Raw genomic sequence first — 26,978 nt, 5'->3', positions numbered from 1 at the left:
CGTGCCGTAATGCTCGATTGACGCTACGTTGCGTGACGGTTCGGTCAATTCGGGCATTGCATATGTCCGTTGAACCTTCAGGACAGTCGCTTCAGAAGCATCGCAGAAGCCACCGGACGGGCACCCGCCTTGGCGACCCCGTCGGCGACCTCGCGGTCGGTCGAGGCGACGATCACCGGCCGGCCCGGCGGCTCGGCGCGCACCAGCTGGCGGATCAGTTCGTCCGCGGTGACACCGGGCTTGGAGAAGAGGACCCTGACCCCGCGCGGCGGGGCGAGCAGCACCGGCGCGGCCAGTTCGGCGCCGTCGAAGACACAGGTGACCTCGGCGCCGGTCTGCGCGGCCAGCTGGGAGAGCTGGCCGAGCAGCCGCAGCCGCTGCTTCTCCAGCGGCATCTGCGGATAGCCGGTCTTGGTCACGTTGTAGCCGTCGACGACCAAGTGCGCCTGGGGCAGGGCGAGTAGCTGATTGAGAATGGCCGGGTCGTTCTCGGAGAGCGCCCGGGCCGCGATGTCCTTCGGGGTCATTCGTCCCGGTTCGACCGCATCCACGGTCTCGGCGGGCCGCACCGACACCGGCGGCAACGCCAGTTCGCGGCGCAGGCCCTGGGCCGCGTCCAGCACGGTGTCGAGCAGCAGCCGTACCCTCATGTCCTCGACGCTGCGTCCCTCGCGGGCGGCCCGGCGGCTGGCCTCCAGGGCGGCCTCGACCTCGCCGAGCCGGGCCTTGAGCCGCCGCCCCTCGCTCTCGGCGGCGGAGACCTGGGCCTGCCCCTCGGTGCGCACCGTCTCCATCTCGCCCTGCATCTTGCGCAGCGCGGCCTCACCGCGCTTGACGTCACTGAGGGCCGCGCGCAGCTTGCGGTGAAGCGATTCCGCTTCCCTCTTCGCCGAGTCCAGCTCGGCGCGCAGCCGCTCCGTCTCGGCCCGGGTCTGCTCCCTGGCCCGGTCCAGCTCCTCGCGCAGCCGCTCCAGCTCGGCCCGGCTCTCCTCGTCGGCGCGCTCGGCGTCGGCCCGCTGGGCCTCCTCGCCGGCCGCCGCCACCAGCTTCACCCAGCCCGTGGGGCGCAGTACGTAGGCCGCGGCCGCCACATCGAGCGGGTCCGCGGCCGGGGGCGGGGAGCCGGAGTCGAGGGCGCCGGCGAGTTCCGGCTGGGCCTCTCTGAGCTTCTCCCCGATCCGCTGCCGGAAGAGGGTGTCCGTCTCCAGCGCCGTCGCCATGGCGTTCCCGGCGAACTTGGCCCGCCGATTAGGGGCGAAACGGGCGTACTGCCGCAGCTGGGCGGGCAGTTCGGCGACGGTCAGCCCGCCGAAGCCGTCCGACACGATCTGTACGACACGCCGCCGCACGCCGTCGGGCAGCGGACGGTCAAGCACCTCGGCGGTGCCGTCGCCCGGCCCCCCGCCTGTGGTCTCCACCATCCGTCACACCCCATCACCTGTGCGCGGCCGCCTCCCGGTCTCAGGAGTCGGCGCCCGGCCTGTCCACGAGCTCCACCTGGTCCACCGCGTTGCACCAGCGGCAGCGCACCGACTCGATGGTCTCATTGACCACCTCGCGCTCCTCGACCTTGGGCTCACCGGCCAGGTCGAGGTGCACGTACTCCACGACCTTCGACGAGCGGGTCACGTCGAAGCGCGTGAGGTTGCCGCAGAGGGTGCAGCGCCACCGCGTCGTGGCGGTCGGCAGGGGAACCGTCATCGTGGCTGTTCGCTTCCTTCTAGTGTCCGTGACGCGCCGTCCCGACGCGTGTGGCTCGTTACCCTACGGCCTGGCGAGTACTCGACGCCGCCCTGTCCGCGGCGGCGAGGCGATCTGCACCGGTACATCCCGTTACGCCATGCTCTATGTCCATGATCGGCAACTGGAACCCGAAGGCCGTCCGGACCCTGCGGAGCCTGCGGAGCACCTCGGCGCCCATGACGTACACCCTGATCGCCGTGTGCTGCCTGATCTTCGTGCTCGGCCCGGCGTCCGGCTTCACCCCGTCCTACGGCACCGGGGACGCCCTGGCGGCCGCCCAGCGCGCGTACTTCCGGCACTGGGGGGTGGTTCCCGCCGACCTGTTCGACGGTCCGGCGCGGGAGGCGCTCACCCCGGCCACGGCGCTGTTCATCCACGGCAGCTGGGTGCACCTGCTCGGCAACATGCTCTTCCTCTTCGTCTTCGGGGCGATGACCGAGGAGCGGATGGGCCGCGTGGAGTTCACCCTCTTCTACATCGGCTGCGGCTACCTCGCACTGCTCGGCTACGCGGCCGCCAACGCCACGTCCCAGCAGTCGCTGGTGGGGGCGTCCGGGGCGATCTCGGCGGTCCTCGGAGCGTTCCTGTACCTGTTCCCCAGCGCCCGCGTGACCAGTCTTCTGCCGTTCCTCTTCTTCCTTCCGCTCCGGTTCCCGGCCTGGGTGGTGCTCCCCTTCTGGGCGGCCCTGCAGTGGCTCGCCCTGGGCCAGGCCCCCTCCGGCCCCGGCGTGGCCTACCTCGCCCATCTGGTCGGCTTCGGACTCGGCCTCGGCTACGCGTGGGTGCGGTACGGCCGTGGGACTAAAGTGAAGGCCGCCCCAGCTCCGGCTCCCGAGGGAGAGAACCAGCCGTGATCACCGCGATCGTCCTCATCAAGACCAGCGTGGACCGGATCCCCGAGATCGCGGAACAGATCGCCGCGCTGGACAGCGTCAGCGAGGTCTTCTCCGTCACCGGTACGTATGACCTGATCGCCATGGTCCGGGTGCGGGAGCACGAGGACCTGGCCGAGGTGATCCCGGGGCGGATCAGCAAGATCCAGGGCGTGGAGGGCACGGACACGCACGTCGCGTTCCGCACGTACTCCCAGCACGACCTGGAGGCGGCGTTCGCGATCGGCCTGGACAGCTAGTCAGGCCTTGAGGGCGAGGACGGTGATGCCGTCGGCGGTCGCGACGTAGATCCGGCCGTCGTGGGCGACCGGGCTCTGCGTCCCTGTCGACGCCCCGCCCTCGACGCGCTTGCGCCAGGTGCGCCCGCCCTTGCGGTTCACGCCGAAGAGCGTCGAGCCCTGGCGTACGTAGAGGGTGTCGCCCGCGACCGTGGGATCGCTGTACTGGGTGCCCTCGCCGGTGAGCATGAGGTCCCACGCCTTCGATCCGTCGGCGGGGTCCAGGGCGAGCAGCTCCCAACTGCTCGCGGTGACCGCCAGGCCGCCGAACGACACGCTCGTGAAGTAGCGGCCGCCGCTCGGCAGCTCGTTGCCGGACTTGTGCCAGAGCGCCTTGCCCGTCCGGCTGATGCCGTGCAGCATCTGCTCACCGCCCGACCCGACCACCAGGACGTCCCCGATCAGCGCCGGGCGGCCGGTGTCACTGCCGGCCGCCGTCGCCCAGAGCCGCTTCCCGCTCTTCGCGTCCAGGGCCCGCACCTGATCCCCGAACGTGCCGACGTAGACCACCCCGTCCGCGACCATGGGCTCGCTGGTGGGCGCCGGCCCGGTCGGTGTGCTCCAGGCGACGCCGCCGTCGGGGGTGTACGCGCGCACCCCGCCCGCGTCCGTGGGGCCGTAGGACACCAGGACCAGGTCGCCCGCGGCCACCGGGACCTGGCTGTTCCCGGCGACCGGCCTGGTCCAGCGCACCCGGCCGCCCCGGCCGAGCGCGCAGAGCTTCGTGGAGCCCTCCCCGTTGTCGTACAGCAGGCAGTACACGCCGTCGGCGGTGGCGAGCGGGGGCATGACCGGGCCGCCCAGCGCGGTGCTCCAGACGGGACGGCCGTTCGGCGCCACCGCGTGCAGCGAGCCGTCCGCCCCGCCGACGTACACCAGGTTCCCGTCGGCCGACACCGCCGCACACGGGCCGCGCTGTCCGCCGAGCCCCTGGACCGGGTACTGCCACCCCACCTGGGTCGCCGACGACGAGACCGTGCCGGTCCGCCCCTCCCGCACCGCCGGACCCGGGCCCGCCGAGGAGTCCCGCAGCCACAGCCACCCGCCGACGCCGCCGCCCGCCACGACCGCCGCACCGCCCGTCAGAGCCGCCAGCAGCCGCCGCCGGGAGGCCGGGGCGGCAGCCGGCGAGGTCACGGGCAGGTCCGTGACCGTCGCGGGCGCCACGTACTCGACGCGGCTGTCCCGCTCCCCCGACCCGTGTTCCGGCACCCAGCGCTCATCGCCGTCCGCGGTCCCCGATTCCGCCGTGGCGCGGCCGGCGTACCACCCCGCCCCGAGGCCTGCGCGGAGGGAACGCCCGGTATGCCCCACCGCCGCGACCACGTCCGCGGGCGTCGGCCGCGCCCCGGGGTCGTCGCGCAGACAGGACTCCACGAGCTCCAGATGGTCCTTCGGTACGACGGACAGGTCGACGTCCCCGGTCAGGATCCGCAGCAGGACGACCGAGTCCTGCCCCTCGCCGAAAGGTTCCCGTCCGCCCGCCGCGTACGCGAGGACCGCGCCCAGCGAGAAGACGTCACTGGCCGGTCCCACGTGGGCGCCGTTGCGGATCTGCTCGGGCGAGACATAGCCGACCGACCCGACGATCACCCCGGTCCGGGTCAGGGCCGTCCCTTCCAGGGCCCGGACGATCCCGAAGTCGATGACCCGGGGGCCGTCCGGCGCCAGCAGGATGTTGGAGGGCTTGAGGTCCCGGTGCACCAGCCCCTTGGCGTGGATCGCGGCCAGCGCCTCGCCCAGCGCGGCCGCCAGCAGCCGTACCGCGTCGCCGGCCAGGGGGCCGCCGTCGAGGATCGCGTCCCGCAGGTTCGGCCCGTCCACGTACTCGGTGGCCATCCACGGCCGTACGGCCCCGGTGTCCGCGTCCACGACGCGGGCGGTGTACGTCCCCGCGCCGCCGACGGTCTGCGCGGCCCGCACCTCGTGCCGGAACCGGGCCCTGAAGGTGCGGTCCTCCGCGTGTTCGGCGCGCACCACTTTCACGGCGAGCCGCAGACCACCGCGCGCCTCGGCGAGATACACCTCGCCCATGCCGCCGGATCCGAGTCTGCCCCGGACCTCGTAGGGACCGATGGTCCGAGGGTCCGTCTCGCGCAGCTCCTCCACCCCGTGCTCCCCCTGCCCTCCGTACAGCTGCCGAAGGAAGCGTATACGCGCGGCTGGACGTCAGTCCGTCAGACGGCCGGTACGCAACGGCCGTCCTCCGTACGGTAGTTCCACTTCGCGCCATCCCGGACCAGCTCCTTGACGGCGTTCACGAACCGCTCCACATGCTCGTCCGGCGTCCCCGCGCCGAAGCTCACCCGGATCGCGTTCAGGGACTTCTCGCCCGGTGCCGCATCGGGCGCCCCGCATTCGCCCTGGGTCTGGGGGTCGGAGCCCAGCAGGGTCCTGACCAGCGGGTGGGCGCAGAAGAGGCCGTCGCGGACGCCGATGCCGTACTCGGCCGAGAGGGCCGCGGCGAAGTGGGAGCTGTTCCAGCCGTCCACCACGAAGCTGATCACTCCGACGCGGGGGGCGTCGTCGCCGAAGAGGGAGAGGATCCGGACCTCGGGAACCTCGGCCAACCCCGCCCGCACCTCCTCGATGAGGTGCTGCTCGCGGGCGACCAGCGTGTCGAAGCCGGCCTCGGTGAGGGCCTTGCAGGCCGACGCGATGGAGTAGGCGCCGATGACGTTGGGCGACCCGGCCTCGTGCCGCGCGGCGCTCTCGTGCCACTCCACGGCCACTCCCCCGTCCTCGCGCCGGGTGACCCTGCGGCTGGCGCCGCCGCCCGCGAGGTAGGGCTCGGCGGCCTGGAGCCAGTCGGCGCGGCCCGCGAGGACGCCGGAGCCGAAGGGGGCGTACAGCTTGTGGCCGGAGAAGGCGACCCAGTCGACGTCGAGGTCACGGACGGAGACCGGGTGGTGGGGGGCCAGCTGGGCCGCGTCCAGGACGATCCGGGCGCCGTGCGCGTGCGCGGCGGCGGCCAGCTCGCGGACCGGCCACAGTTCGCCGGTGACGTTCGAGGCGCCGGTGACGCAGACCAGGGCCGGCCCGTAGCCCCCTTCAATGGACACAGTGCGGTCGGCCAGGGCGCGCTCCAGGGTCGCCACCGCCTGCCGCGGGGTGCGCGGGGCGTTGAGGTAGGTGACCCGGGCGTCCTGCCAGGGCAGCAGGGAGGCGTGGTGCTCGGTCTCGAAGACGAAGACCTGGCAGTCGGCGGGCAGGGCGCGGGCCAGGAGGTTCAGGGAGTCCGTCGTGGAGCGGGTGAAGACCAGCTGGTCGTCGGGGCGGCAGTCGAGGAACTCGGCGACGGTCTTCCGGGCGTTCTCGAAGAGGTCGGTCGACAGCTGGGAGAGGTAGCCGGCACCGCGGTGGACGCTGCCGTAGTAGGGCGCGTAGGCCGCCACGTCGTCCCAGACCCGCTGGAGCGCGGGGGCGCTGGCCGCGTAGTCGAGGGCGGCGTAGGAGACCTCGCCGCCGGTGACGAGCGGGACGGTGACATCCCGCCCCAGAACGGGCAGCGGCCCCGGAATGTTGCTGCAAACGGGCTGGGCGGAGGCAGCGGTGGAGACGGACATGGCGGAACTCCCGTGAGAGGAAAGAAGAAAGTGAAAAGGGGTGCGCGGAAGTGGGGCTCGACGCCCTAGCGCATTCGCTTGCTCACGGGAGACTCCCTCGATGACCAGGATCCCTGGGCTGTGCTCTTTCAGAAGAGCGTGAGGGATCCGCGCTTGCCGCAGACCTCACTGCCTACGGCCTGGTCTTCACCCGGGGCACCCCGCCACGGACGGAGGGTTGCCGGACAGTCGGCCGGGGCCTCATGACTGTCACTCATGACCTGACTGAGAACGTAGATGAAGTGATCGCCGGCGCGCAACTTCTGTCCGGATGACGGACTGACGAGGGCGCCGGCGCCACGTGCTCTTCCCGCTCGGCGCCTACCGGTTGGTCGCCGCCGCCCAGCGCTCCAGCACCCGCTTGGCCGCGCCCGAGTCGATCGACTCCGCCGCCCTGTCCATGCCGGCCCGGATCTGCTCGGCCAGCGTTCCGGTGCCCGGGTCCAGGGCCACCAGCGCCGCCGCCGAGTTCAGCAGGACCGCGTCGCGGACCGGGCCCGTCTCGCCGTCCAGGAGCCGGCGGGCGACCTCCGCGTTGTACGACGGGTCGCCGCCGCGCAGCGCCTCCACCGGGACCAGCTCGATGCCGACGTCCCGCGGGTCGAAGGTCTCCTCGGTGACCTTGCCGTCGCGGACGATCCAGACGTGGGACGTGGCGGTGGTCGTCAGCTCGTCGAGGCCGTCGTCGCCGCGGAAGACCAGGGAGGAGTTGCCGCGTTCCGCGAAGACGCCCGCGACGACCGGCGCCATGCGCGGATCCGCGACGCCGACCGCCTGGGCCCGCACCTGCGCGGGGTTGGTCAGCGGGCCGAGGATGTTGAACACCGTGCGGATGCCCAGCTGGCCGCGGGCCGCGCCCGCATGGCGCAGCGCCGGGTGGAACTTGACGGCGAAGCAGAAGGTGATGCCGGCCTCCTCGGCGACCTCGGCGACCCGCTGCGGGGTCAGATCGAGGTTGACGCCGAGCTTCTCCAGGACATCCGAGGCACCGGACGCGGAGGACGCCGCCCGGTTGCCGTGCTTGACGACCTTCGCCCCGGCGCCGGCCACCACCAGTGCCGACATCGTGGAGATGTTCACCGTCTTGGCGCCGTCACCGCCGGTGCCGACGATGTCCACCGTGCGGCCCGGTACCTCGATGACGTTGGCGTGCGCGTACATCGTGCGGACCAGGCCGTTGATCTCGTCGACCGTCTCGCCCTTGGCCCGCAGGGCGACGACGAAGCCCGCGATCTGGGCGTCGGTCGCCTGGCCGCGCATGATCTGGTCCATCGCCCAGGCCGTCGCGTCGGCGCTCTGATCCTGGCCGTACAGCAGCGCGTTCAGTACCTCGGGCCAGGAACGGCCCGCCGCGATGTCGCCTCCAGCGGGGGTCACAGCGCTCATAAGGCCGCTCCTGATGGTCGTACCGGCAAAAAGCAGTGTCACGCCTACCCTATCCAGCTCCGGGCACGGCGAAGGGCCCCCATCCGTACACCGGACGGGGGCCCTTCGACCGTGGCGTGGCGACGCGGTCGATCAGTGGTGGCCGTGGCCGCTCGTGATCTCCTTGTACTCCTCGACGGTGGGCTTCGGGATCTGGTTGTCCTCGCCGTAGTAGGCGCTGCTCAGCTTGGCGCGGAGCTTCTCGGACCCCTTGATCTTGCGCTCGACACCGTTCTCGTCCACCGCCGCGCCGACCTGGGCCGGCTCGTACTGGTGGTGGGCCGTGAGGGTGTGCAGCTGCTCCTGGCTGAGCGGCTCGTGCACCTCGATGAACTCACCGTGCGGCAGCCGCTTGATGATGCCGGTCTCGCGACCGTGCAGCACCTTCTCGCGGTCCCGGCGCTGCAGGCCGAGGCAGATCCGCTTGGTGACGAGGAACGCGATCACCGGTCCGGCGAAGAAGAAGATCCGGACGAACCAGGTCACGTCGTTGATCGACAGATGGAAGTGGGTGGCGATGAGGTCGTTGCCACCACCGATCAGGCCGACCATGTACACGGTCACCCAGGCGACACCGAACCCGGTACGGGTCGGGGCGTTGCGCGGGCGGTCCAGGATGTGGTGCTCGCTCTTGTCGCCGGTGACCCAGGACTCGATGAACGGGTAGAGCGCGATCGCGCCCAGCACCAGACCGAACAGGACCAGCGGGATGAAGACGCCCAGGACCAGGGTGTGGCCCCAGAAGTTGATCTCCCAGCCGGGCATGTAACGGATCAGACCCTCGGCGAAGCCCATGTACCAGTCGGGCTGGGCGCCGGTGGACACCTGGTCCGGACGGTAGGGGCCCATGGCCCAGATCGGGTTGATCTGGGTGGTCGCCGCGATGGCCGCGATGACACCGAAGACCAGGAAGAAGAAGCCTCCGGCCTTGGCCATGTAGACCGGCAGCAGCGGCATGCCGACGACGTTCTTCTCGGACTTTCCGGGACCCGCGAACTGCGTGTGCTTGTGGTAGAAGACCAGGATCAGGTGGCCCACCACCAGGCCGAGCATGATGCCCGGCAGCAGCAGGATGTGGATCGAGTAGAACCGCCCCACGAAGTCGTGACCGGGGAACTCGCCACCGAAGAGGAAGTACGAGATGTACGTGCCGACGATCGGCATCGACAGGATGGCGCCCTCGGTGAAGCGGACACCGGTGCCGGAGAGCAGGTCGTCCGGGAGCGAGTAGCCGGTGAACCCGGTGAACATGCCCAGGACGAACAGCAGGAAGCCGAACAGCCAGTTGATCTCACGCGGCTTGCGGAACGCGCCGGTGAAGAACACGCGCATCATGTGCACGAACATGCCGGCGAGGAAGATCAGCGCGGCCCAGTGGTGGATCTGCCGGATGAGCAGACCACCGCGCACGTCGAAGGAGATGTGCAGGGTCGAGCTGAACGCCTCGGACATCATCTGTCCCTGGAGCGGGACGTAGCTGCCGTGGTACACCACCTCGTTCATCGACGGGTGGAAGAACAGCGTCAGATACACACCCGTCAGGATGATGATGATGAAGCTGTACAGGCACACTTCGCCCAACATGAACGACCAGTGGTCGGGGAAGATCTTGCGCATGTTGGACTTGGCCAGGGAGTAGATCCCGAGCCGTCCGTCGGCCCAGTCGGCGACGCGCTCGCCGGCCGGGGCCTTCCCGCGCTCGCCGCGGCCCGCCGCGTCAGCGGCTGATGTCCGCGTGGAGTTCTCGTTAGTGCTCATCCGCGCTCCCAGAAAGCAGGACCGACGGGCTCGTCGAAGTCGCCGAGCGCCTGGAGGTAGCCCTCCTCGCTCACACCGATGCGCAGCTGCGGCAGGGCGTGACCGGCCGGGCCGAAGATCACTCGGGCTCCGTCGGAGAGGTCGAAGGTGGACTGGTGGCACGGGCAGAGCACGTGGTGGGTCTGCTGCTCGTACAGCGAGATCGGACAGCCCACGTGGGTGCAGATCTTCGAGTAGGCCACGATGCCCTCGTGGGACCACTCCAGCTCGCGCTTGTCCTTGATGTTGTCCGGCTGCAGCCGGATGATCATCAGGGCCGCCTTCGCCATCACGTTCTGGAAGTCCTCCTGGGACTCCTCGACGCCCTCGGGTTTGGCGAAGGTCAGCGAGCCGACGGCGACGTCGGAGGGACGCAGCGGCTCGTTGGTGTTCATGTTGACGAGCAGCTTGCCCTTCGACCACGCCGTGTGGCGCAGCGAGGTGCCGGGCAGCGGGCCGAGGTCGCGCAGCAGCACGACACCGGAGAGCGGGACCAGGGTCAGCGCGCCGAGCATGGTGGTGCGGATCAGCTTGCGCCGGCCGATCGCCGACTCCTTGGCACCCTGCTTGAAGTCGGCCAGGACCTTGGTCTTGACCTCCGGCGGGGCCGAGATGGCGTGCCGCTCGTCGGCGACCTCCACGTCGGACATCAGGGTGCGGGCCCAGTGGACCGCGCCCGCGCCGATGCAGAACAGCGCCACACCGAGGGTCAGCCCCAGCGCGAAGTTCAGCGCGCTGATGTGACCGATCGGGAAGACGAAGATCGACTTGTCTTTCGGGATCGTCACGTAGGAGGCGATGAAGCCGACGGTGGCCAGCATCGACACCGTGAACAGCAGGGCCACCACACGCTCGGACCGCTTGGCGGCCCGCTCGTCGATGTCCTGGATCCGGTGCTCGTGAGGCGGCAGACCGGGGTCCGCGAACGGGTCCTTCTCGTCCGCGATGCTCACGGCGCCGTGCGCGTGGCCCTGCTCAGCGGGCAGGTTCTCTTCTGGAATCTCTTGGCTACTCATGACTTCTTGGCCTTTGCGGTCCGAGCGGCGACCCAGACGGCGACCGCGATCAGGGCGCCGAGACCGAAGATCCACGCGAACAGACCCTCACTGACCGGCCCGAGGCCGCCCAGGTCGAGACCGCCGGGGTTCACCGTCTTGGGGCTGTTGACCGCGTCGAGGTACGCGATGATGTCCTTCTTGTTCTTCTCCGACAGCGTGGTGTCGGGGAAGGACGGCATGTTCTGCGGGCCCGTCTGCATGGCCTCGTAGAGGTGCTTCGGGGCGACGCCTTCCAGGCTCGGCGCGAACTTGCCCTTGGTCAGCGCGCCACCCGCACCCACGAAGTTGTGGCACTGCGCGCAGTTGGTGCGGAAGAGCTCGCCGCCCGCGGCGATGTCGGCACCGCCCGGGCCGTACTGCTCCTTGGTCGGCACCTCGGGACCGGCGCCCAGCGAGGCGACGTACGCCGCGAGCTGGTCGATCTGGGCCTGGGTGTAGATGTTCTTCTTCGCGACGACCTGCGGGCCCTGCGACGTGGCGGCCGGCATCCGGCCGGTGCCGACCTGGAAGTCGACGGCCGCGGCGCCCACGCCGACCAGGCTGGGACCGTCGGACGAGCCCTGACCGCCGGTGCCGTGGCAGCTGGCACAGCCGACCGAGTAGAGCTTCTTGCCCTCCTCGATGGTCAGGGACTGGGAGGTCTCATCGGCCTGCGCCTGGCCCGCGGGCGCGAGCGCGGCGTACAGCCCCCCAGTGGCCGCCAGCGCAAAGAGTAGGACGACGACCGCCGCCAGCGGATGGCGTCGTCGTGAGGAGAGCTTTTTCACGGATTACCCCGGTGTCAGGATCTTCTGCGTCGATGCTTCTGGGTGGTGCGCTTCTGCAGCGCGTGGAGCCGGCCCGGCTACTTGATCAGATAGATCGTGGCGAAAAGGCCGATCCAGACGACATCGACGAAGTGCCAGTAGTAGGACACGACGATGGCCGCGGTCGCCTGCTCGTGCGTGAAGCGCTTCGCCGCGTAGGTGCGGCCGAGGACGAACAGGAAGGCGATGAGGCCGCCCGTCACGTGCATGCCGTGGAACCCGGTGGTCAGGTAGAACACCGAGCCGTACGGGTCGGAGGAGAGCGAGATGCCGTCCTCCTTCACCAGGCTGGTGTACTCGTAGATCTGACCGCCGATGAAGATCGCGCCCATCACGAAGGTGATGATGAACCAGCCCCGGAGCTTCTTCACGTCCCCGCGCTCGGCGGCGAACACGCCGAGCTGGCAGGTGAGGGAGGAGAGCACCAGGATCGTGGTGTTGGTCGCGGAGAACGGAATGTTGAGATGGCTCGCCATCTCCTTCCAGTGATCCGGACCGGTCACCGATCGCAGGGTGAAGTACATCGCGAAGAGGGCCGCGAAGAACATCAGCTCGGAACTCAGCCAGATGATGGTTCCGACGCTGGTGAGGTTCGGCCGATTGACCGACGGGTGCGCGTGCCCGGTTTCTACTGTCGTTGCTGTCGCCACGACCGACATTATGTCGGTCGCTTATCTCGCGCTCACTCCGGGGGGTGCCGTTCGGGGTGTCCGCACCGTGTGTACTGCCCGGATGGCCCATCGAAGCGGTGTTCCAACAGGTGTTGACGAGGTGTCCGGGGGAGTAGCATCCGGCGCATCGGTCCTGTCCGTACGACGCTGACGTCCCGGAGGAACAATGCAGCCGACCGCCACGGTGCTGGTCTACAGCGACGACTCCAACACCCGCGAGCAGGTACGGCTGGCCGCGGGCCGGCGGCCGGCTCCCGATGTGCCGTTCGTCGAGTTCGTGGAGTGCGCGACGCCTCAGGCGGTCGTCACCGAGCTGGACAAGGGCGGCATCGACGTGTGCGTGCTGGACGGCGAGGCCGTGCCGCTGGGGGGCATGGGGGTGTGCCGGCAGATCAAGGACGAGGTGTTCAACTGCCCGCCGGTGCTGCTGCTGATCGGGCGGCCGCAGGACGCGTGGCTGGCCACGTGGAGCCGGGCGGACGCGGCTGTGACGCTGCCGGTGGATCCGGTGGAGTTCGCGGCCGCGCTGGCGTCTTTGTTGCGGCAGCAGAGGCTGCAGAGCGCCTAGGAGAGGGCGGGGCGCGGTGGGTTCGCGCGTGCGGGCCGCATGTGGCTGGTCGCGCCCGCGCGGCGGTAGCCGCATATCCACTGTCGCCCCGCGCCCCTGGTTTCTCACACTGACGTCGGCTGCAAGCGCACCGCGTCCTGGGGCTTCGGGCCGTCCGGGGTGCCGTTGATGAGGGCGCTGCCGTTGCGCCAGTCCTTCCAGGCGAGGTTCCAGTCGCCGAAGCCGTTGCCGAAGTTCTCCATCTCCTTGCCGTTGGAGTTGACCACCTTCACCACGTCACCCGGGTGGAACGTGTCGTAGAACCACTCGGCGTTCGAGGTGTTCATGCCGGTGCAGCCGTGGCTGACGTTCTCGTACCCCTGGGAGCCCACCGACCAGGGCGCGGCGTGCACGTACTCGCCCGACCAGGTCACCCGGGTGGCGTAGTAGACCGGGAGGTCGTAGGAGTCCGAGGTGCCCTCGGCGATGCCGACCGTGGAGCCGCGCATGCGTACGAAGTACTGCTTCTCCAGGACGACCTTGACGCCGTTGCGGGTCTCGAAGCCCGCCTTGCCGGTGGTGATGGGGATCTGGTCGATCTCCTTGTCGTTCTTGTACACCGTCATCTGGTGGGCGGCGGCGTCCGTGACGGCGAGGAGCTTGTCGCCGATGGTGAGTTTCAGGGGCTTGGCCGCGCCGCCCCACAGACGGTCGCTGATCTTGACGCCGTCCAGGTTGCTGTGCACCTGGAGGGTGGCGTGGGCCGGCCAGTAGTCCTTGGGCCGGTAGTGGAGTTCCTTGTCGCTCACCCAGTACCAGGAGCCCTCGACGGCGGGGACGGAGTCGACCCTGAGGGCACGCTCCACGACGGCGCGCTGGGCCTTGTCCTTGACCGCGTGGTCGAGTTGGGCGGTGACGGGCTGACCGACGCCGTACGCGCCCCCCTTGGGGCCGAAGGTGACCTTCAGCCGCTGCTGGGTGGTGGGCACGCTGGTGTCGAAGGTGAGGACCTTGCGGCCGGGCGCGCCGTCCTCGTCCTCGGTGCTGACCTGGACCGTGTAGTGGGCGTTGGCGGCCAGCGGGGAGGTGCTGTGCCAGCGACGGCCGTCGGCGTCGAGTTCGCCCGCCACATGGCGACCGGTGGCGTCCTCGGCCGTGACGTCCGTGATCCGGTCCTCGTCGCTCTTGGCGACGACCTCCAGCGGCTTGTCGGGGTCGGCCCGCTTCCCGGCGCCGGTAGGGGTGTTGAAGGAGACCTGGTCCGCCGCGTCGTACGGCTTGCCCGACAGCGGGTTGCCGTCCGATCCGCAGGCGGTGACGCCCGCGCCGAGGGCGGTCACCAGCAGGGTGCAGCTGACGACGGTACGGGCGCACGGAGAGTGACTCATATGGTCACGCTATGAGAGGTTTTCCGGACCGGCACGCCAGGTACTCCAGACGGGGGACCGGTACTGCGCCGAAGGCGGGAACTGCCGTACGAGCGGGAGCCCGGACCCTCCTGACAGAAGGTCCGGGCTCCCGGTGTGCGCTCGGCGCGTGCTTACTGGGTGCGGTTCTCACCGCGGTAGTACTCGAACACCCAGCCGAAGAGGCCGATCATGATGATGGGCGCCGAGAAGTACAGCAGCCACCAGCCGACGGCGACACCGAGGAAGGCCAGCGCGCCACCGACGCCGAGGGCGAGCGGCTGCCAGCTGTGCGGGCTGAAGAAGCCCACCTCGCCGGCCTCGTCCGCGACGTCGGCCTCCTTGTTGTCCTGGGCACCGGCGTCCACCCGCGAGGCCGTGAAGCCCAGGTAGAAGCCGATCATGATGCACAGGCCGAAGGCCATGAAGAGCGCCGTGGTACCGGCCGCCTCCTTCGACCACACGCCATAGACGATCGCCATGGCGAGGACGAAGACGCTCAGCCACACGAACATGCGGCCCTGGATCTTCACTTGCCGGCCTCCTTGCTGCCCGTGACAGCGGCGGCGGCGACGTGACCGTGCTCCAGCTGCTCCAGGGCGGCGATCTCAGGGTGGTGCAGGTCGAAGGCCGGGGATTCGCTGCGGATCCGCGGCAGGGTGACGAAGTTGTGCCGCGGCGGCGGGCAGGAGGTCGCCCACTCCAGCGAACGCCCGTAGCCCCACGGGTCGTCGACCTCGACCTTCTTGCCGTACTTGGCCGTCTTCCACACGTTGTAGAGGAACGGCAGGATCGACAGGCCGAGCAGGAAGGAGCTGATCGACGAGATCGTGTTCAGCATGGTGAAGCCGTCGGCCGCCAGGTAGTCGGCGTACCGGCGCGGCATGCCCTCGGCGCCCAGCCAGTGCTGGACCAGGAACGTGCCGTGGAAGCCGATGAACAGCGTCCAGAAGGTGATCTTGCCGAGGCGCTCGTCGAGCATCTTGCCCGTCATCTTCGGCCACCAGAAGTGGAAGCCGGAGAACATCGCGAAGACGACCGTGCCGAAGACCACGTAGTGGAAGTGGGCCACCACGAAGTACGAGTCGGAGACGTGGAAGTCCATCGGCGGCGAGGCCAGGATGACCCCGGTCAGACCACCGAAGGTGAAGGTGATCAGGAAGCCGGTGGCCCAGAGCATCGGGGTCTCGAAACTCAGTGACCCCTTCCACATCGTTCCGATCCAGTTGAAGAACTTCACGCCGGTCGGTACGGCGATGAGGAACGTCATGAAGGAGAAGAACGGCAGCAGCACACCGCCGGTGACGTACATGTGGTGGGCCCACACCGTCACGGACAGGCCGGCGATCGCGATGGTCGCCGCGATCAGGCCCATGTAGCCGAACATCGGCTTACGGGAGAAGACCGGGATGACCTCGGAGATGATGCCGAAGAACGGCAGGGCGATGATGTACACCTCTGGATGGCCGAAGAACCAGAAGAGGTGTTGCCAGAGCAAGGCTCCGCCGTTTGCCGCGTCGAAGACATGTGCCCCGAATTTCCGATCCGCCTCCAGCGCGAACAGCGCGGCGGCGAGGACGGGGAAGGCGAGCAGGACCAGGACGGCGGTCAGCAGCACGTTCCACACGAAGATCGGCATGCGGAACATGGTCATGCCCGGCGCACGCATGCAGATGATCGTGGTGATGAAGTTGACCGCGCCGAGGATGGTGCCGAAGCCGGAGAAGGCCAGACCCATGATCCACATGTCGGCGCCGATGCCCGGCGAGCGGACCGCGTCCGACAGCGGCGAGTAGGCGAACCAGCCGAAGTCGGCCGCACCCTGCGGGGTGAGGAAGCCGCCGACCGCGATGGTCGAGCCGAACAGGTAGAGCCAGTAGGCGAACATGTTCAGCCGCGGGAAGGCGACGTCCGGCGCACCGATCTGGAGCGGCATGATCCAGTTCGTGAAGCCGGCGAACAGCGGCGTCGCGAACATCAGCAGCATGATCGTGCCGTGCATCGTGAACGCCTGGTTGAACTGCTCGTTCGACATGATCTGCAGACCGGGGCGGGCGAGCTCGGCGCGCATCAGCAGCGCCATCACACCGCCGATCAGGAAGAACGCGAACGACGTGACCAGATAGAGCGTTCCGATGGTCTTGTGGTCGGTGGTCGTCAGCCACTTCACCACGACATTGCCGGGCTGCTTGCGCCTGACCGGCAGCTCGTCAGCGTACGAGCCTTCAGCCGCGGCACCCTGGGGTTCGTTGAGGATGCTCACAGGTTGTTCGTCTCCCGGTTCTTCTCGTGGCTCGTCTGCGCGATGCCGGCGGGAATGTAACCGGTCTGCCCCTTCTTGACGAGGTCCTTGAGGTGCTGCTGGTAGCGCTCAGGCGAGACGACCTTCACGTTGAACAGCATCCGGGAGTGGTCGACACCGCAGAGCTCGGCGCACTTGCCGAGGAAGGTGCCCTCCTGATTGGGAGTCACCTGGAACGCGTTGGTGTGGCCCGGGATGACGTCCATCTTCATCAGGAACGGCACCACCCAGAAGGAGTGGATGACGTCACGCGAGGTGAGGACGAAGCGGACGGTCTCACCCTTGGGCAGCCAGAGCGTCGGACCGGGGTTGCCGGTCTGCGGGTTCTTGGTGCCCGGCGTACCGACGTCGTAGACGCCACCGGCGGCGGCCGGGAATTCCTTCTTGAACCGGTCCGGAATGGCGTCCAGGTTCGCGTCGGTCTTCGCGTCGCCGGAGACACCGTCGACGGGCGTGATGTAGTTGAAGCCCCAGCTCCACTGGAAGCCGACCACGTTGACCGTGACGTCGGGCTTCTTGTCGGTGAGGCTGAGAAGCTTCGTCTCGTCACGCGCGGTGAAGTAGAACAACACCGAGACGATGATGAGCGGAACCACCGTGTACAGCGCCTCGATCGGCATGTTGTACCGGGTCTGGGCCGGAACCTCGATCTTGGTGCGGCTGCGCCGGTGGAAGATGGCGCTCCAGATGATCAGACCCCACACCAGCACGCCGACGGCGAGCGCGGCGGCCCAGGATCCCTGCCACAGGGAGAGGATCCGCGGAGCCTCTTCCGTGGTCGGGGTGGGCATACCAAGGCGGGGGAAGTCCTTGTATGTGCAACCGGTAGCGGTCGCAAGGACCAGGCCCGCGGTCATTGCCTGCAGCAGCTTCCGCCGCATCGGGCGCCGCGGCGAGCGGTCGGAGCCGTTGGGACTCACGTAGCGCCTTCCCGAGAGTCTCGCCCGCGCGGTTCGGCTGCGGCCTTCTCGCTGGTCGGTCGCCGCCCTGCGTCGGGCAGGGGTTTGGATGTTTATGCGGACCAAACCCTAGCCGACGCGATTCGGGGGGTCGCGGGGAGGGGGGCATACGCGCCGCGGGTCACTCCGTAGGGGTGGGAATGGGCGCCCAATAGCTCGGGTTGGTGGGGTTTCGTGCGCGTGTGCGGGTGCGTTGTGGCTTGTCGCGCCCACGTGGCGGAGCCGCAAATAGGTACAGTCCCGCGCCCCTGAGGTTGGGTGCCCTACCGGCGTTTTACCGTTGCTGTGTGCCCTACTTTGACGCCGCGTCTGCCGCCCCTCTTCATCCCGTTGCCCGTCAGGCTCTGTTGGCTGCACTGGACGACGGGTGGGCCGATCCGTCCCGGTTGTATCGCGAGGGGCGGAAGGCGCGCATGCTGCTGGATGCTGCGCGGGAGGCGGCTGCCGAGGCGGTCGGTTGTCGGGCGGACGAGCTGACGTTCACGCCGTCCGGGACTCGGGCCGTCCATACGGGTATGGCAGGTGCGTTGGCCGGTCGGCGCCGTACCGGACGTCACCTGATCGTGTCAGCCGTCGAACACTCCTCGGTACTCCATTCGGCCGAGGTGTTCGAGGCCGAGGGCGGCGAGGTGACGCGGGTGCCGGTGCGGCGGACCGGCGCGGTGGACGTCGAGTCGTACGCCGCCGCCCTCCGCGCGGACACCGCGCTCGCGTGCCTCCAGTCGGCCAACCACGAAGTGGGGACCGTGCAGCCGGTGGCGTCGGTGGCCGAGGCGTGCCGGTCGGCCGGGGTGCCGTTGCTGGTGGACGCGGCGCAGTCGCTGGGGTGGGGGCGGGTGGAGGGCGACTGGTCGTTGCTGACGGCGAGTGCGCACAAGTGGGGCGGGCCGAGCGGGGTCGGGCTCCTGGTCGTACGCAAAGGGGTGCGGTTCGCCGTCCAAGGGGCTTCGGACGAGCGGGAGTCGGGGCGTTCGGCCGGTTTCGAGAACCTTCCGGCGATCGTGGCGGCGGCCGCGTCACTGCGGGCCGTCCGGGCGGAGGCCGGGCAGGAGGCCGTACGACTGCGGGAGCTGACGGCGCGGATCCGGGCGCGAGTGCCGGAGTTGGTCCCGGACGTGGAGGTGGTGGGGGACGCGGACCGGCGCCTGCCGGGCGTCGTCACCTTCTCCTGCCTCTATGTCGACGGAGAGACCCTGCTCCACGAGCTCGACCGCGAGGGCTTCTCCGTGTCGTCCGGATCGTCCTGCACGAGCAGCACGCTGACGCCCAGCCATGTGCTGAAGGCGATGGGCGTGCTGAGCGAGGGGAACGTGCGGGTGTCCCTGCCGACGGGGGCGGCCGAGGGGGATGTGGCGCGGTTCCTGGAGGTGCTTCCGGGGGTGGTGGCGGGGGTGCGGGAGAAGCTGGGGGCGCCGGTGCCGACGGCGGCCGTCCACGAGGACGTACTCGTCGTGGATGCCTTGGGCAAGCGGTGCCCGATCCCCGTTATCGAGTTGGCGAAGGTCATCGGGACAGTGCCGGTGGGCGGCAGGGTGCGGGTCCTGTCCGACGACGAGGCCGCACGACTGGACATCCCCGCGTGGTGCGAGATGCGGGGCCAGGAGTACGTGGGTGAGGAGAAGGCAGAAAGAGGAACGGCGTACTTGGTCCGCCGGATCAGCTGAGGCGCCCCGTCAGGGGCGCGGGGCTGTGTCGATTTGCGGCTGCCGCCGCGTGTGCGCGACCAGCCCCCACGCCCCCGCCCCCGAAACTCAGACCAGGTAGCCCCGAACCTCTTCCGCGGCCTCGTCCCCGTACGCCTTCGTGAACCGCTCCATGAAGTGCCCACGACGCAGCTGGTACTCCTGCGTCCCCACCGTCTCGATGACGAGGGTCGCCAGCATGCAGCCCACCTGGGCCGCCCGCTCCAGCGAGACCCCCCACGCCAGGCCCGAGAGGAACCCCGCGCGGAACGCGTCGCCGACGCCCGTCGGGTCCGCCTTGCGCTCCTCGTCGGGGCAGCCGACCTCGATGGTCTCCTCGCCGGCCTTCTCGATCCGCACCCCGCGGGCGCCCAGCGTGGTGACCCGGTGGCCGACCTTCCCGAGGATCTCCTCGTCGCTCCAGCCGGTCTTGGTCTCGATCAGCCCCTTCTCGTACTCGTTGGAGAAGAGGTACGTCGCGCCGTCCAGCAGTATCCGGATCTCGTCGCCGTTCATCCGGGCGATCTGCTGGGAGAAGTCGGCGGCGAAGGGGATGGCGCGGGCGCGGCACTCCTCCGTGTGGCGGAGCATGCCCTCGGGGTCGTCCGCGCCGATCAGGACCAGGTCGAGGCCGCCCACCCGGTCGGCGACGGTCTTCAGCTCGATCAGGCGGGCCTCGCTCATCGCGCCCGTGTAGAAGGAGCCGATCTGGTTGTGGTCGGCGTCGGTCGTGCACACGAAACGCGCGGTGTGCAGGGTCTCGGAGATACGGACGGAGTCCGTGTCGACGCCGTGCCGGCCGAGCCAGGCCCGGTACTCGTCGAAGTCGAAGCCCGCCGCGCCCACCAGGACCGGCCGGGTGCCGAGCTGTCCCATGCCGAACGCGATGTTCGCGCCGACGCCGCCCCGGCGTACGTCCAGGTTGTCGACCAGGAAGGACAGCGAGACCGTGTGCAACTGGTCCGCGACGAGCTGGTCGGCGAAGCGGCCGGGGAAGGTCATGAGGTGGTCGGTGGCGATGGAGCCGGTGACTGCGATGCGCACGGCTGGGACTCTCCTGAGGGGGAGGCGTAATTGACAGTTAACGCTACCGGGTCGGCCGGGGCACGTTGAAGGCGCCAAAACTACCCGATAGTAGATCTTTCTTCGCGGCGCCCGACGTGCATACCGTTCGGTCATGACGAACCTCAAGGTCCACGCCCCCGCTCCGGCCGACCTCGACGGCGACCTGGCGTCGCTGCGCGGTGACTGCGCGCGGATGGCCCCGCACTGGGCGGTTCCCGATCACAGCGATGCCCGGCCGGTGCCGCCGTCACTCATCCACGGGGTGACCGTGCCGAAGAAGTCCGCCAAGCTGCTGGACGCGATGTCCGACTACGGCGACTGAGCCGCCCGGCGCGTTTCAGGGAACCGCGCGCTCCCCTCCCGCGTCCCATCGCCGTCCCCCTTGAAGGGGAGGCGGGATACGACACGCGGCAAGGAGCGATGTGGTGAAGAGCGAGCGACCCGAGAACGACGACGCGGCCGCGGGCACCGGCGGGGAGCCCCCCGAGGCCCGGACCACGGAGTCGCCGAAGGCGGCCGAGCCCGACGCCCGGCCCAGCGCGGAGCCCGCCGAAAGCACCGCCCGCCCGACACGGGACAGGCCCACGGCGAAGCCGGAAACGGCCCCGGCCCCGGAAGAAACCCCGGAGCCGGCAGCACCCCCGGCCGCGGAGACGGCCCCCGAGCCCACGGCGAGCCCCGCGCCGACCGCGGCCGACGATGCGGCCGAGACTGCCGAGCCGGATGCAACCCCGGAGCCGGCAGCGCCCCCCGCCGCGGAGACGGACCCCGAGCCCGCAGGAAGCCCCCGGTCGGCCGTGGCCCCCTCTGCCGACAGGGATCCCGCCCCGGACGAGACCCCGAAGCCGGAAACGGCCCGGAAGCCGCAAGAGACCCCGGCCCCGGAGTCTCAGGGAACCCCCGCCCCGGACCCGGCCCCGCAGTCGCCGGAATCCTCCGGCCCGGACAGGGCCCCGCAGTCACAAGAAACCCCCGAGTCCGAGGTGGCCTCGCTCCCCGGTGTCGGTGCGGTGTTCGGGGGCGACTCCGGTCACCCCGCCCGGCGGCGGTCCCCCGCTGTCATCGCCTCCGTGGCCGCCGCCGTGCTGCTGATCGGTGGCGGTGGGGCCTATCTCGCCGCGAGCGGCGGCTCCGGCGGCGGTACCGGGACTGGGGCCGGGACCAGCGCCTCCGGTGGTTCCACTCCCCCGCCGCTCGCCCTGGACGGTTACTCCACCGGGGGCAACGGGATAGCCGCGGGCGAGCCCAACCCCTACGGCATGACCTACAAGGCAGGCGGCACGCTCCCCGACGGACCCGGCTCGGCCGCCGTGTACCAGCCGGCCGGTGAGGTCTCCAAGGACCGGGTGGCCGCGCTGGCGAAGGCCCTCGGGATCGACGGGACGCCGGTCGCCGAGGGCGGGGTGTGGAAGGTCGGCACCGACAACGACGGCTCCGGCGGGAGTCTCCAGGTGAACAGGGCCACCCCCGGCATCTGGACGTACAGCCGCTACGCCCCCGGCACCGACAACTGCAAGAGCGGCCTCGTATGCGCCCAGGACCCGGCGGCACCGGCCGGGGACCCGGTGAGCGTCTCGGTCGCGGAGAAGGCGGCGGCGCCGGTTCTGAAGGCGCTCGGCCAGGACGACGCGAAGCTCGACACGAGCCAGGTCATGGGCGCCCAGCGGGCGGTGAACGCCGATCCCGTGGTGGGCGGGTTGCCGACGTACGGCTGGACGACCGGACTGACCGTCAGCAAGCAGGGCGAGGTCGTCGGCGGCAACGGGATGCTGGCGACGCCGGCCAAGGGCGACACGTACCCGGTGCTGAGCGCCGAGAAGACGCTGGGCCTGATGAACGCGGCGCCCCGCTCCGACCACCGGATGGGCATCGGCGGCTGCGCCAGTTCCGTACCGCTGAAGGACCGGCTGGAGCAGCCGTGCTCCGCCTCGACGTCGTCCGCTTCCCCGGCCGCCTCGGCCGTGATCGACAACGCGGTGTTCGGGCTGGCCGCGCAGTCCGTCGGCGGCCGGCAGGCGCTGGTGCCGTCCTGGCTGTTCCAGGTTCGCGGCGCGGCAAACTCGTACACCGTCACCTATCCGGCGGTGGACCCGAAGTACCTGGCCTCCGCCGCCTCCCCGACGCCGAGTTCCTCGCCGGGGACCCCGAAGGACGTGAAGGTGGACGGCTACACGGCCGACGGCAGCGAGCTGACCGTGGCCTTCACCGGCGGGGTGTGCGCCGACTACAAGGCCTCCGCGGACGAGGGCTCGGAGCAGGTGGTGGTCAAGGTGACCGAGACGCCCTGGCCGGACAAGATCTGCATCCTGATCGCCAAGCAGTACCACCAGACGGTGCGTCTCGACGCGCCGCTGGACGGCCGGAAGGTGGTCGGTACGGACGGCACGGCGGTCCCGAAGGAGAAGGCGACGACCCTCGACCCGCAGGTGGGCTGAGACACACGAAGGCGGCGGCCCCTCGGTGAGGGACCGCCGCCTTCGCTCTGCTCTGCCGTGCCGGGCCGGCTCAGCTGAAGGAGTCGCCGCAGGCGCAGGAGCCGGTCGCGTTCGGGTTGTCGATCGTGAAGCCCTGCTTCTCGATGGTGTCGACGAAGTCGATCGACGCGCCGCCCAGGTAGGGAGCGCTCATACGGTCGGTGACCACCTTGACGCCGCCGAAGTCCTTGACCACGTCTCCGTCGAGGGAACGCTCGTCGAAGAACAGCTGGTAGCGCAGGCCGGAGCAGCCGCCGGGCTGGACGGCGACACGCAGGGCGAGGTCGTCACGGCCTTCCTGGTCGAGCAGGGCCTTGACCTTGGCCGCGGCGGCGTCACTGAGGATGATGCCGTCGGTGACGGTGCTGGTCTCGTCCGATACGGACATCTACATCTCTCCCGGGTTGTACGGAGACTGCTTGCCGACGAGTGCAACCGGCGGGTCCGCTGTTTCATTCCGGGCCGGCGTTCGCGTTCTCGCGTTTTCGCAACTTCGTGCCTTCGTCTACGTATCCATGCTCGCACATGCCCCAAGTCACGCACAGCGGCCTGATGACCACCCCACCACCACTCCGTGGCCACCCTCCCGCAACCCTCCCGTACGGCTCCGGGATTCACGTCACATCGACACAATGGGCATCGTCAAAGTGACGTGAAGCGGTTATGATAGATAACGTCAGAACGACGAAAAGTAGAAAGGGTGCGTGTCGTGACCACCGCCCAGACCACGGAGCTCGACGTACAGCCGAGTCCGCTCGCCCTGCTGCTGCTCGGCCGTGAGGCCGACCCGAAGAGCGAGCGGGGCGTCGAGTGTCCCGGCGACCTGCCCTCGCCGTCCGACCCGGACCTGGTCGCGCGCGCCCGCGCGGCCAAGGAGAAGCTCGGGGACAAGGTCTTCGTGCTCGGCCACCACTACCAGCGCGACGAGGTCATCCAGTTCGCCGATGTCACGGGCGACTCCTTCAAGCTGGCCCGGGACGCGGCCGCCCGCCCGGAGGCCGAGTACATCGTCTTCTGCGGCGTGCACTTCATGGCCGAGTCCGCCGACATCCTGACCTCGGACGACCAGAAGGTGGTCCTTCCGGACCTGGCGGCCGGCTGCTCGATGGCCGACATGGCGACGGCCGAGCAGGTCGCCGAGTGCTGGGACGTGCTGACGGAGGCCGGGATAGCCGAGCAGGTCGTCCCCGTCTCGTACATGAACTCGTCCGCGGACATCAAGGCGTTCACGGGCAGGCACGGCGGCACCATCTGCACCTCGTCCAACGCCCAGCGGGCCCTGGAGTGGGCGTTCGAGCAGGGGGAGAAGGTCCTCTTCCTCCCCGACCAGCACCTCGGCCGCAACACCGCCGTCCGCGACATGGGGATGAGCCTGGAGGACTGCGTCCTCTACAACCCCCACAAGCCGAACGGCGGCCTCACCCCGGAGCAGCTGCGCGACGCGAAGATGATCCTGTGGCGCGGCCACTGCTCGGTCCACGGCCGCTTCTCGCTGGACTCGGTGAACGACGTCCGCGAGCGCATCCCCGGCGTGAACGTCCTCGTCCACCCCGAGTGCAGGCACGAGGTCGTGTCGGCGGCGGACTACGTCGGTTCGACCGAGTACATCATCAAGGCCCTGGAGGCGGCCCCGGCCGGCTCCAAGTGGGCGATCGGCACGGAGCTGAACCTGGTCCGCCGGCTGGCGAACCGTTTCGCTCCCGAGGGCAAGGAGATCGTCTTCCTCGACAAGACCGTCTGCTTCTGCTCGACGATGAACCGCATCGACCTCCCCCACCTGGTCTGGGCCCTGGAGTCGCTGGCCGAGGGCAACCTGGTCAACCGGATCGAGGTCGACAAGGAGACGGAGGCGTTCGCCAAGCTGGCGCTGGAGCGGATGCTGGCGCTGCCGTAGCCGTACGGCCCCGGTGTCACCCCGAGTCGACGGGTTTCCGCTCGGGGTGCGCCGGGTCGAGGGTGAAGATGGTGCCGTCGGAGGTCGAGAGGACCAGGGCACCCCGGTTGAACCACACGGTCGGCAGCAGTCCGCTGTTGCCGAGCACCTGGGCACGTGCGGAGGACTCCCACAGCAGGGTGCCCTTGGCCGCGTCGAGCGCGATTACCCGCCCGCTCGCGCCGGCCATGTACACCGTGCGCCCGCTCGCGTCCACCGAGGCCTGGCCCGGCGACTCGAGGTTCGTGTGGCTGACCCACAGCCGGGCCCCCGTCATGGGCGAGAAGGCGGTGACCAGGCCGCTGGAGGTGGCGAGGTAGAACGTGCCGTGGGCCAGCGTGGGCAGCCCGCCCCGGTAGTGCTCGGGCAGGGGCGTCAGGGTGCGTCTGCCGGAGTCGGGGTCGATGCGCACGATGCGGGTGTAGATCAGGTCGGGGCCGTTGTCGACATCCTTGTCGTCCGACTCCAGGAAGACCAGCTGTCCGGAGAGCACGCCCACGAAGCCGGCCTGCTGCGCGGGGGACGAGAGCGTGCGGACCGAACCGTCGGCGTCGACGAGATAGAACTTCGTGGCGTGCGAGCCGTCCTCCTGGTCGGCGCACTCCACGTAGGGAAGGCCGTCGGCGGCCATCGCCGAGCAGAGGTAGCCGATGGGCACCGGGATCGTGCGGCGCACGGTGCCGTCCTGTGCCGAGCGGACGGTCACCGCGCTGCCGTCGCCCTCCTCGGTCAGGGTCACCCCGTCGGCGTAGGCCGATCCCAGGCTGTCCGTGCGTACCGCGTGGGACCAGAGCTCCGCGCCGGTCTCCCGGTCGAGCGCGAGGACGGACTGGGCCTTTCCCAGGCCGCTGTCGTCGGTGATCTGCAGTTCGACGAGGACCTTGTCGCCGTCCACGCCGAGGACGGTCGTGATGTAACGGTCCGCCGGCACCCCGGCGGGTGCGATGCCGGCGCGCCACAGCGTCCGGCCGGTGCCGGCGTCGACCCGGGTCGGGAGGAGCGCGGTGCCGCCGCAGTAGACGGAGCCGCCGTCCGACACACAGGTGGGCGAGGTGTCGCCTTCGTAGCCCGGCGCCTTCTTCACCCCGCGCTGGGCGGGCGCGGACACGGTGGTCTGCCAGGGCTTCCAGCCGGTGGGGAGGGTGCCCCAGCGGGAGGCCGGGGACCCGGTGGCACCGGTGGTACCGGTGCGGGCCTCGCCGTCGCCGTGCCACGGGCCCAGCAGGAGGAAGCCGGTCAGGGCGGCGGTCAGGACGGTGGCCAGGACGGCGGACAGCACGAGCAGGGCCCGCCGGGGCAGGCGGCGGGTGACCGGACGGACGGTGGTGCCGCCGGCCGGGGCGCCGGGGCGGCCCGCGGAGGGCAGGCGCAGGGTCAGCGTCTCCGGTTCGCCGGGCGCCGGCTCCGGCAGGACCCGCTCGAACTCCGCCGCCAGTTCGTCGAGTCCGGGCCGGTCGGCGGGTGCCTTGGCCAGGCAGCGTTCCAGGACCGCGCGCAGCGGCCCGGTCACCCCGTCCAGGACGGGCGCGTTGTGGACCACCCGGTAGCCGGTCAGATAGGGGCTGTCGGCGTCGAAGGGGCCGCGTCCGGTGACGCAGTACACCAGCAGCGCGCCGAGCGAGAAGACGTCCGAGGCGGGACCGACCGTACGGGCGTCGGTGAACTGCTCCGGTGACATGAACGGCGGGGTGCCGACCAACTGCCCGGTCTCGGTGAGGGTGTTGTGGTTCTCGGCCGCCCGGGAGATGCCGAAGTCGATGACGCGGGGGCCGTCCTCGGCGATCAGGACGTTGGCCGGTTTCAGGTCGCGGTGCACGACCCCGGCCCGGTGGATGTCCCGGAGCGCCTCCACCAGGCCCAGCGCCAGGGGCCGCAGGTCGGTGACGCGCAGGGCGCCGTGGTCGCGGATGCGGGCGGCGAGCGACTTCCCCGGCACGTACTGGGTGGCCATCCAGGGCGGTTCGGCCTCCGGGTCGGCGTCCACCACGGCCGCGGTGAAGGCACCGCTCACCCGGCGGGCGGCCTCGACCTCCTGCCGGAACCGGGCCCGGAAGACCGGGTCCTGGGCGTACTGGGCGTGCACCACCTTGACGGCGACCTCGCGCCCGGAGCGGGACCTGGCCCGGTAGACGGCGCCCATGCCGCCGACTCCGAGCCGGTCGACGAGTCTGTGGCCGCCGATCGACCTCGGGTCGTCCTTGTGCAGCGGCACCCGAAACTCCCCTTCGCCGCATGGCAGTTCGAGCCGACAGCATACGGAACCGGTAACACGCCGACGGCCGGTTCCCGGTGGGTCGCCGGGAACCGGCCGTCGTTCACAGGACCGTCCCGCGG

General features: G+C 70.0%; 23 protein-coding genes and 1 riboswitch. Of the genes, 7 read left to right on the top strand and 16 right to left on the bottom strand.

Going from position 1 to position 26,978, the window contains the following annotated elements; all coding sequences use genetic code 11:
• Positions 1-77: 77 nt before the first annotated feature.
• Together ACGFZQ_RS30185 and ACGFZQ_RS30180 are read right to left on the bottom strand one after the other, a co-directional pair.
• Complete coding sequence (locus tag ACGFZQ_RS30185) at positions 78-1,421, bottom strand: NYN domain-containing protein (protein ID WP_351732343.1); 1,344 nt, start codon at positions 1,419-1,421, stop codon at positions 78-80.
• Between the two features lie 40 nt (positions 1,422-1,461).
• Positions 1,462-1,701 (bottom strand): hypothetical protein, encoded by a 240-nt coding sequence (locus tag ACGFZQ_RS30180; RefSeq protein ID WP_266954405.1) that lies wholly within the window; start codon positions 1,699-1,701, stop codon positions 1,462-1,464.
• Positions 1,702-1,853: 152 nt separating this feature from the next.
• On the opposite strand from ACGFZQ_RS30180, the gene ACGFZQ_RS30175 reads away from it, so the two are divergent.
• Together ACGFZQ_RS30175 and ACGFZQ_RS30170 are read left to right on the top strand one after the other, a co-directional pair.
• The gene (locus ACGFZQ_RS30175) at positions 1,854-2,597 is read left to right on the top strand and encodes a rhomboid family intramembrane serine protease (RefSeq protein ID WP_351732339.1); all 744 of its coding nucleotides are present in this window, start codon (positions 1,854-1,856) and stop codon (positions 2,595-2,597) included.
• Complete coding sequence (locus tag ACGFZQ_RS30170) at positions 2,594-2,875, top strand: Lrp/AsnC family transcriptional regulator (RefSeq protein WP_024882613.1); 282 nt, start codon at positions 2,594-2,596, stop codon at positions 2,873-2,875. Before ACGFZQ_RS30175 ends, ACGFZQ_RS30170 begins: the two co-directional genes overlap by 4 nt.
• On the opposite strand, the gene ACGFZQ_RS30165 is transcribed toward ACGFZQ_RS30170, so the two are convergent.
• The 7 genes from ACGFZQ_RS30165 to ACGFZQ_RS30135 all read right to left on the bottom strand — a co-directional run bounded on the left by ACGFZQ_RS30165 (position 2,876) and on the right by ACGFZQ_RS30135 (position 12,264).
• Positions 2,876-5,023, bottom strand: a complete 2,148-nt coding sequence (locus tag ACGFZQ_RS30165) for a PQQ-binding-like beta-propeller repeat protein (protein WP_393842991.1) — start codon at positions 5,021-5,023, stop codon at positions 2,876-2,878.
• A gap of 68 nt (positions 5,024-5,091) precedes the next feature.
• A complete protein-coding gene (locus tag ACGFZQ_RS30160; protein ID WP_393842990.1) occupies positions 5,092-6,480 on the bottom strand; it encodes an aminotransferase class V-fold PLP-dependent enzyme in 1,389 nt (462 codons plus the stop codon).
• Between the two features lie 144 nt (positions 6,481-6,624).
• A riboswitch (SAM riboswitch) is annotated at positions 6,625-6,741 on the bottom strand.
• A 99-nt stretch (positions 6,742-6,840) separates the two neighbouring features.
• Positions 6,841-7,905, bottom strand: coding sequence for an anthranilate phosphoribosyltransferase (trpD, locus tag ACGFZQ_RS30155; RefSeq protein WP_393842989.1), 1,065 nt, complete (start codon positions 7,903-7,905; stop codon positions 6,841-6,843).
• Positions 7,906-8,037: 132 nt separating this feature from the next.
• Positions 8,038-9,702, bottom strand: coding sequence for a cytochrome bc complex cytochrome b subunit (locus ACGFZQ_RS30150; protein WP_393842988.1), 1,665 nt, complete (start codon positions 9,700-9,702; stop codon positions 8,038-8,040).
• Positions 9,699-10,757 carry a Rieske 2Fe-2S domain-containing protein gene (locus tag ACGFZQ_RS30145; protein WP_393842987.1) on the bottom strand — a complete coding sequence of 353 codons (1,059 nt, stop codon included), beginning with the start codon at positions 10,755-10,757 and terminating at the stop codon, positions 9,699-9,701. Before ACGFZQ_RS30145 ends, ACGFZQ_RS30150 begins: the two co-directional genes overlap by 4 nt.
• On the bottom strand, positions 10,754-11,566 hold the full coding sequence (locus ACGFZQ_RS30140) for a cytochrome c (RefSeq protein ID WP_351732327.1): 813 nt from the start codon (positions 11,564-11,566) through the stop codon (positions 10,754-10,756). Before ACGFZQ_RS30140 ends, ACGFZQ_RS30145 begins: the two co-directional genes overlap by 4 nt.
• Positions 11,567-11,643: 77 nt before the next feature.
• Entirely contained in the window at positions 11,644-12,264 is a 621-nt protein-coding gene (locus ACGFZQ_RS30135) for a heme-copper oxidase subunit III (RefSeq protein WP_393842986.1), read from the bottom strand.
• A 178-nt stretch (positions 12,265-12,442) separates the two neighbouring features.
• On the opposite strand from ACGFZQ_RS30135, the gene ACGFZQ_RS30130 reads away from it, so the two are divergent.
• Entirely contained in the window at positions 12,443-12,844 is a 402-nt protein-coding gene (locus tag ACGFZQ_RS30130; protein WP_351732324.1) for a hypothetical protein, read from the top strand.
• 104 nt (positions 12,845-12,948) lie between these two features.
• Here ACGFZQ_RS30130 and ACGFZQ_RS30125 read toward each other — a convergent pair whose 3' ends face one another.
• From ACGFZQ_RS30125 to coxB, 4 genes are all read right to left on the bottom strand, one after another.
• Positions 12,949-14,211: an Ig-like domain-containing protein gene (locus ACGFZQ_RS30125; protein ID WP_351732322.1), complete on the bottom strand. Its 1,263-nt coding sequence runs from the start codon at positions 14,209-14,211 to the stop codon at positions 12,949-12,951.
• A 152-nt stretch (positions 14,212-14,363) separates the two neighbouring features.
• Positions 14,364-14,762, bottom strand: a complete 399-nt coding sequence (locus ACGFZQ_RS30120) for a cytochrome c oxidase subunit 4 (RefSeq protein WP_046727399.1) — start codon at positions 14,760-14,762, stop codon at positions 14,364-14,366.
• Positions 14,759-16,492 (bottom strand): cytochrome c oxidase subunit I, encoded by a 1,734-nt coding sequence (gene ctaD / locus ACGFZQ_RS30115; RefSeq protein WP_351732320.1) that lies wholly within the window; start codon positions 16,490-16,492, stop codon positions 14,759-14,761. Before ctaD ends, ACGFZQ_RS30120 begins: the two co-directional genes overlap by 4 nt.
• A complete protein-coding gene (gene coxB / locus ACGFZQ_RS30110; protein WP_351732318.1) occupies positions 16,489-17,451 on the bottom strand; it encodes a cytochrome c oxidase subunit II in 963 nt (320 codons plus the stop codon). Before coxB ends, ctaD begins: the two co-directional genes overlap by 4 nt.
• Positions 17,452-17,777: 326 nt before the next feature.
• On the opposite strand from coxB, the gene ACGFZQ_RS30105 reads away from it, so the two are divergent.
• Positions 17,778-19,154 (top strand): cysteine desulfurase/sulfurtransferase TusA family protein, encoded by a 1,377-nt coding sequence (locus ACGFZQ_RS30105; RefSeq protein WP_393842985.1) that lies wholly within the window; start codon positions 17,778-17,780, stop codon positions 19,152-19,154.
• 87 nt (positions 19,155-19,241) lie between these two features.
• On the opposite strand, the gene ACGFZQ_RS30100 is transcribed toward ACGFZQ_RS30105, so the two are convergent.
• A complete protein-coding gene (locus ACGFZQ_RS30100) occupies positions 19,242-20,216 on the bottom strand; it encodes a carbohydrate kinase family protein (RefSeq protein ID WP_351732313.1) in 975 nt (324 codons plus the stop codon).
• Between the two features lie 133 nt (positions 20,217-20,349).
• Between ACGFZQ_RS30100 and ACGFZQ_RS30095 the strand changes: the two genes are divergently transcribed.
• Positions 20,350-20,559: a hypothetical protein gene (locus ACGFZQ_RS30095; protein ID WP_351732311.1), complete on the top strand. Its 210-nt coding sequence runs from the start codon at positions 20,350-20,352 to the stop codon at positions 20,557-20,559.
• A 103-nt stretch (positions 20,560-20,662) separates the two neighbouring features.
• Positions 20,663-22,672: a hypothetical protein gene (locus ACGFZQ_RS30090; protein ID WP_393842984.1), complete on the top strand. Its 2,010-nt coding sequence runs from the start codon at positions 20,663-20,665 to the stop codon at positions 22,670-22,672.
• A gap of 70 nt (positions 22,673-22,742) precedes the next feature.
• Here ACGFZQ_RS30090 and ACGFZQ_RS30085 read toward each other — a convergent pair whose 3' ends face one another.
• Positions 22,743-23,099 carry an iron-sulfur cluster assembly accessory protein gene (locus ACGFZQ_RS30085; RefSeq protein WP_030582488.1) on the bottom strand — a complete coding sequence of 119 codons (357 nt, stop codon included), beginning with the start codon at positions 23,097-23,099 and terminating at the stop codon, positions 22,743-22,745.
• Positions 23,100-23,420: 321 nt separating this feature from the next.
• Between ACGFZQ_RS30085 and nadA the strand changes: the two genes are divergently transcribed.
• The gene (gene nadA / locus ACGFZQ_RS30080; protein ID WP_393842983.1) at positions 23,421-24,605 is read left to right on the top strand and encodes a quinolinate synthase NadA; all 1,185 of its coding nucleotides are present in this window, start codon (positions 23,421-23,423) and stop codon (positions 24,603-24,605) included.
• 16 nt (positions 24,606-24,621) lie between these two features.
• Here nadA and ACGFZQ_RS30075 read toward each other — a convergent pair whose 3' ends face one another.
• Positions 24,622-26,856 (bottom strand): protein kinase, encoded by a 2,235-nt coding sequence (locus ACGFZQ_RS30075; protein WP_393842982.1) that lies wholly within the window; start codon positions 26,854-26,856, stop codon positions 24,622-24,624.
• Positions 26,857-26,978: the final 122 nt, after the last annotated feature.

Origin of the sequence: Streptomyces sp. NPDC048254, assembly GCF_043201895.1 — a bacterium.
GTDB lineage: Bacteria > Actinomycetota > Actinomycetes > Streptomycetales > Streptomycetaceae > Streptomyces.
The sequence above is the reverse complement of the archived record's forward strand: the minus strand, read 5'-3'. Positions and strand labels throughout refer to the sequence as shown.

Excerpts from the sequence above, each read along its gene's own strand:
- ACGFZQ_RS30145 (WP_393842987.1), bottom strand. The coding sequence starts at position 10,757 with ATGAGTAGCCAAGAGATTCCAGAAGAGAACCTGCCCGCTGAGCAGGGC.
- ACGFZQ_RS30160 (WP_393842990.1), bottom strand. The coding sequence starts at position 6,480 with ATGTCCGTCTCCACCGCTGCCTCCGCCCAGCCCGTTTGCAGCAACATT.
- ACGFZQ_RS30135 (WP_393842986.1), bottom strand. The coding sequence starts at position 12,264 with ATGTCGGTCGTGGCGACAGCAACGACAGTAGAAACCGGGCACGCGCAC.
- ACGFZQ_RS30095 (WP_351732311.1), top strand. The coding sequence starts at position 20,350 with ATGACGAACCTCAAGGTCCACGCCCCCGCTCCGGCCGACCTCGACGGC.
- ACGFZQ_RS30175 (WP_351732339.1), top strand. The coding sequence starts at position 1,854 with ATGATCGGCAACTGGAACCCGAAGGCCGTCCGGACCCTGCGGAGCCTG.
- ACGFZQ_RS30150 (WP_393842988.1), bottom strand. The coding sequence starts at position 9,702 with ATGAGCACTAACGAGAACTCCACGCGGACATCAGCCGCTGACGCGGCG.
- ACGFZQ_RS30185 (WP_351732343.1), bottom strand. The coding sequence starts at position 1,421 with ATGGTGGAGACCACAGGCGGGGGGCCGGGCGACGGCACCGCCGAGGTG.
- ACGFZQ_RS30130 (WP_351732324.1), top strand. The coding sequence starts at position 12,443 with ATGCAGCCGACCGCCACGGTGCTGGTCTACAGCGACGACTCCAACACC.
- ACGFZQ_RS30180 (WP_266954405.1), bottom strand. The coding sequence starts at position 1,701 with ATGACGGTTCCCCTGCCGACCGCCACGACGCGGTGGCGCTGCACCCTC.
- ACGFZQ_RS30125 (WP_351732322.1), bottom strand. The coding sequence starts at position 14,211 with ATGAGTCACTCTCCGTGCGCCCGTACCGTCGTCAGCTGCACCCTGCTG.
- ACGFZQ_RS30085 (WP_030582488.1), bottom strand. The coding sequence starts at position 23,099 with ATGTCCGTATCGGACGAGACCAGCACCGTCACCGACGGCATCATCCTC.
- trpD (WP_393842989.1), bottom strand. The coding sequence starts at position 7,905 with ATGAGCGCTGTGACCCCCGCTGGAGGCGACATCGCGGCGGGCCGTTCC.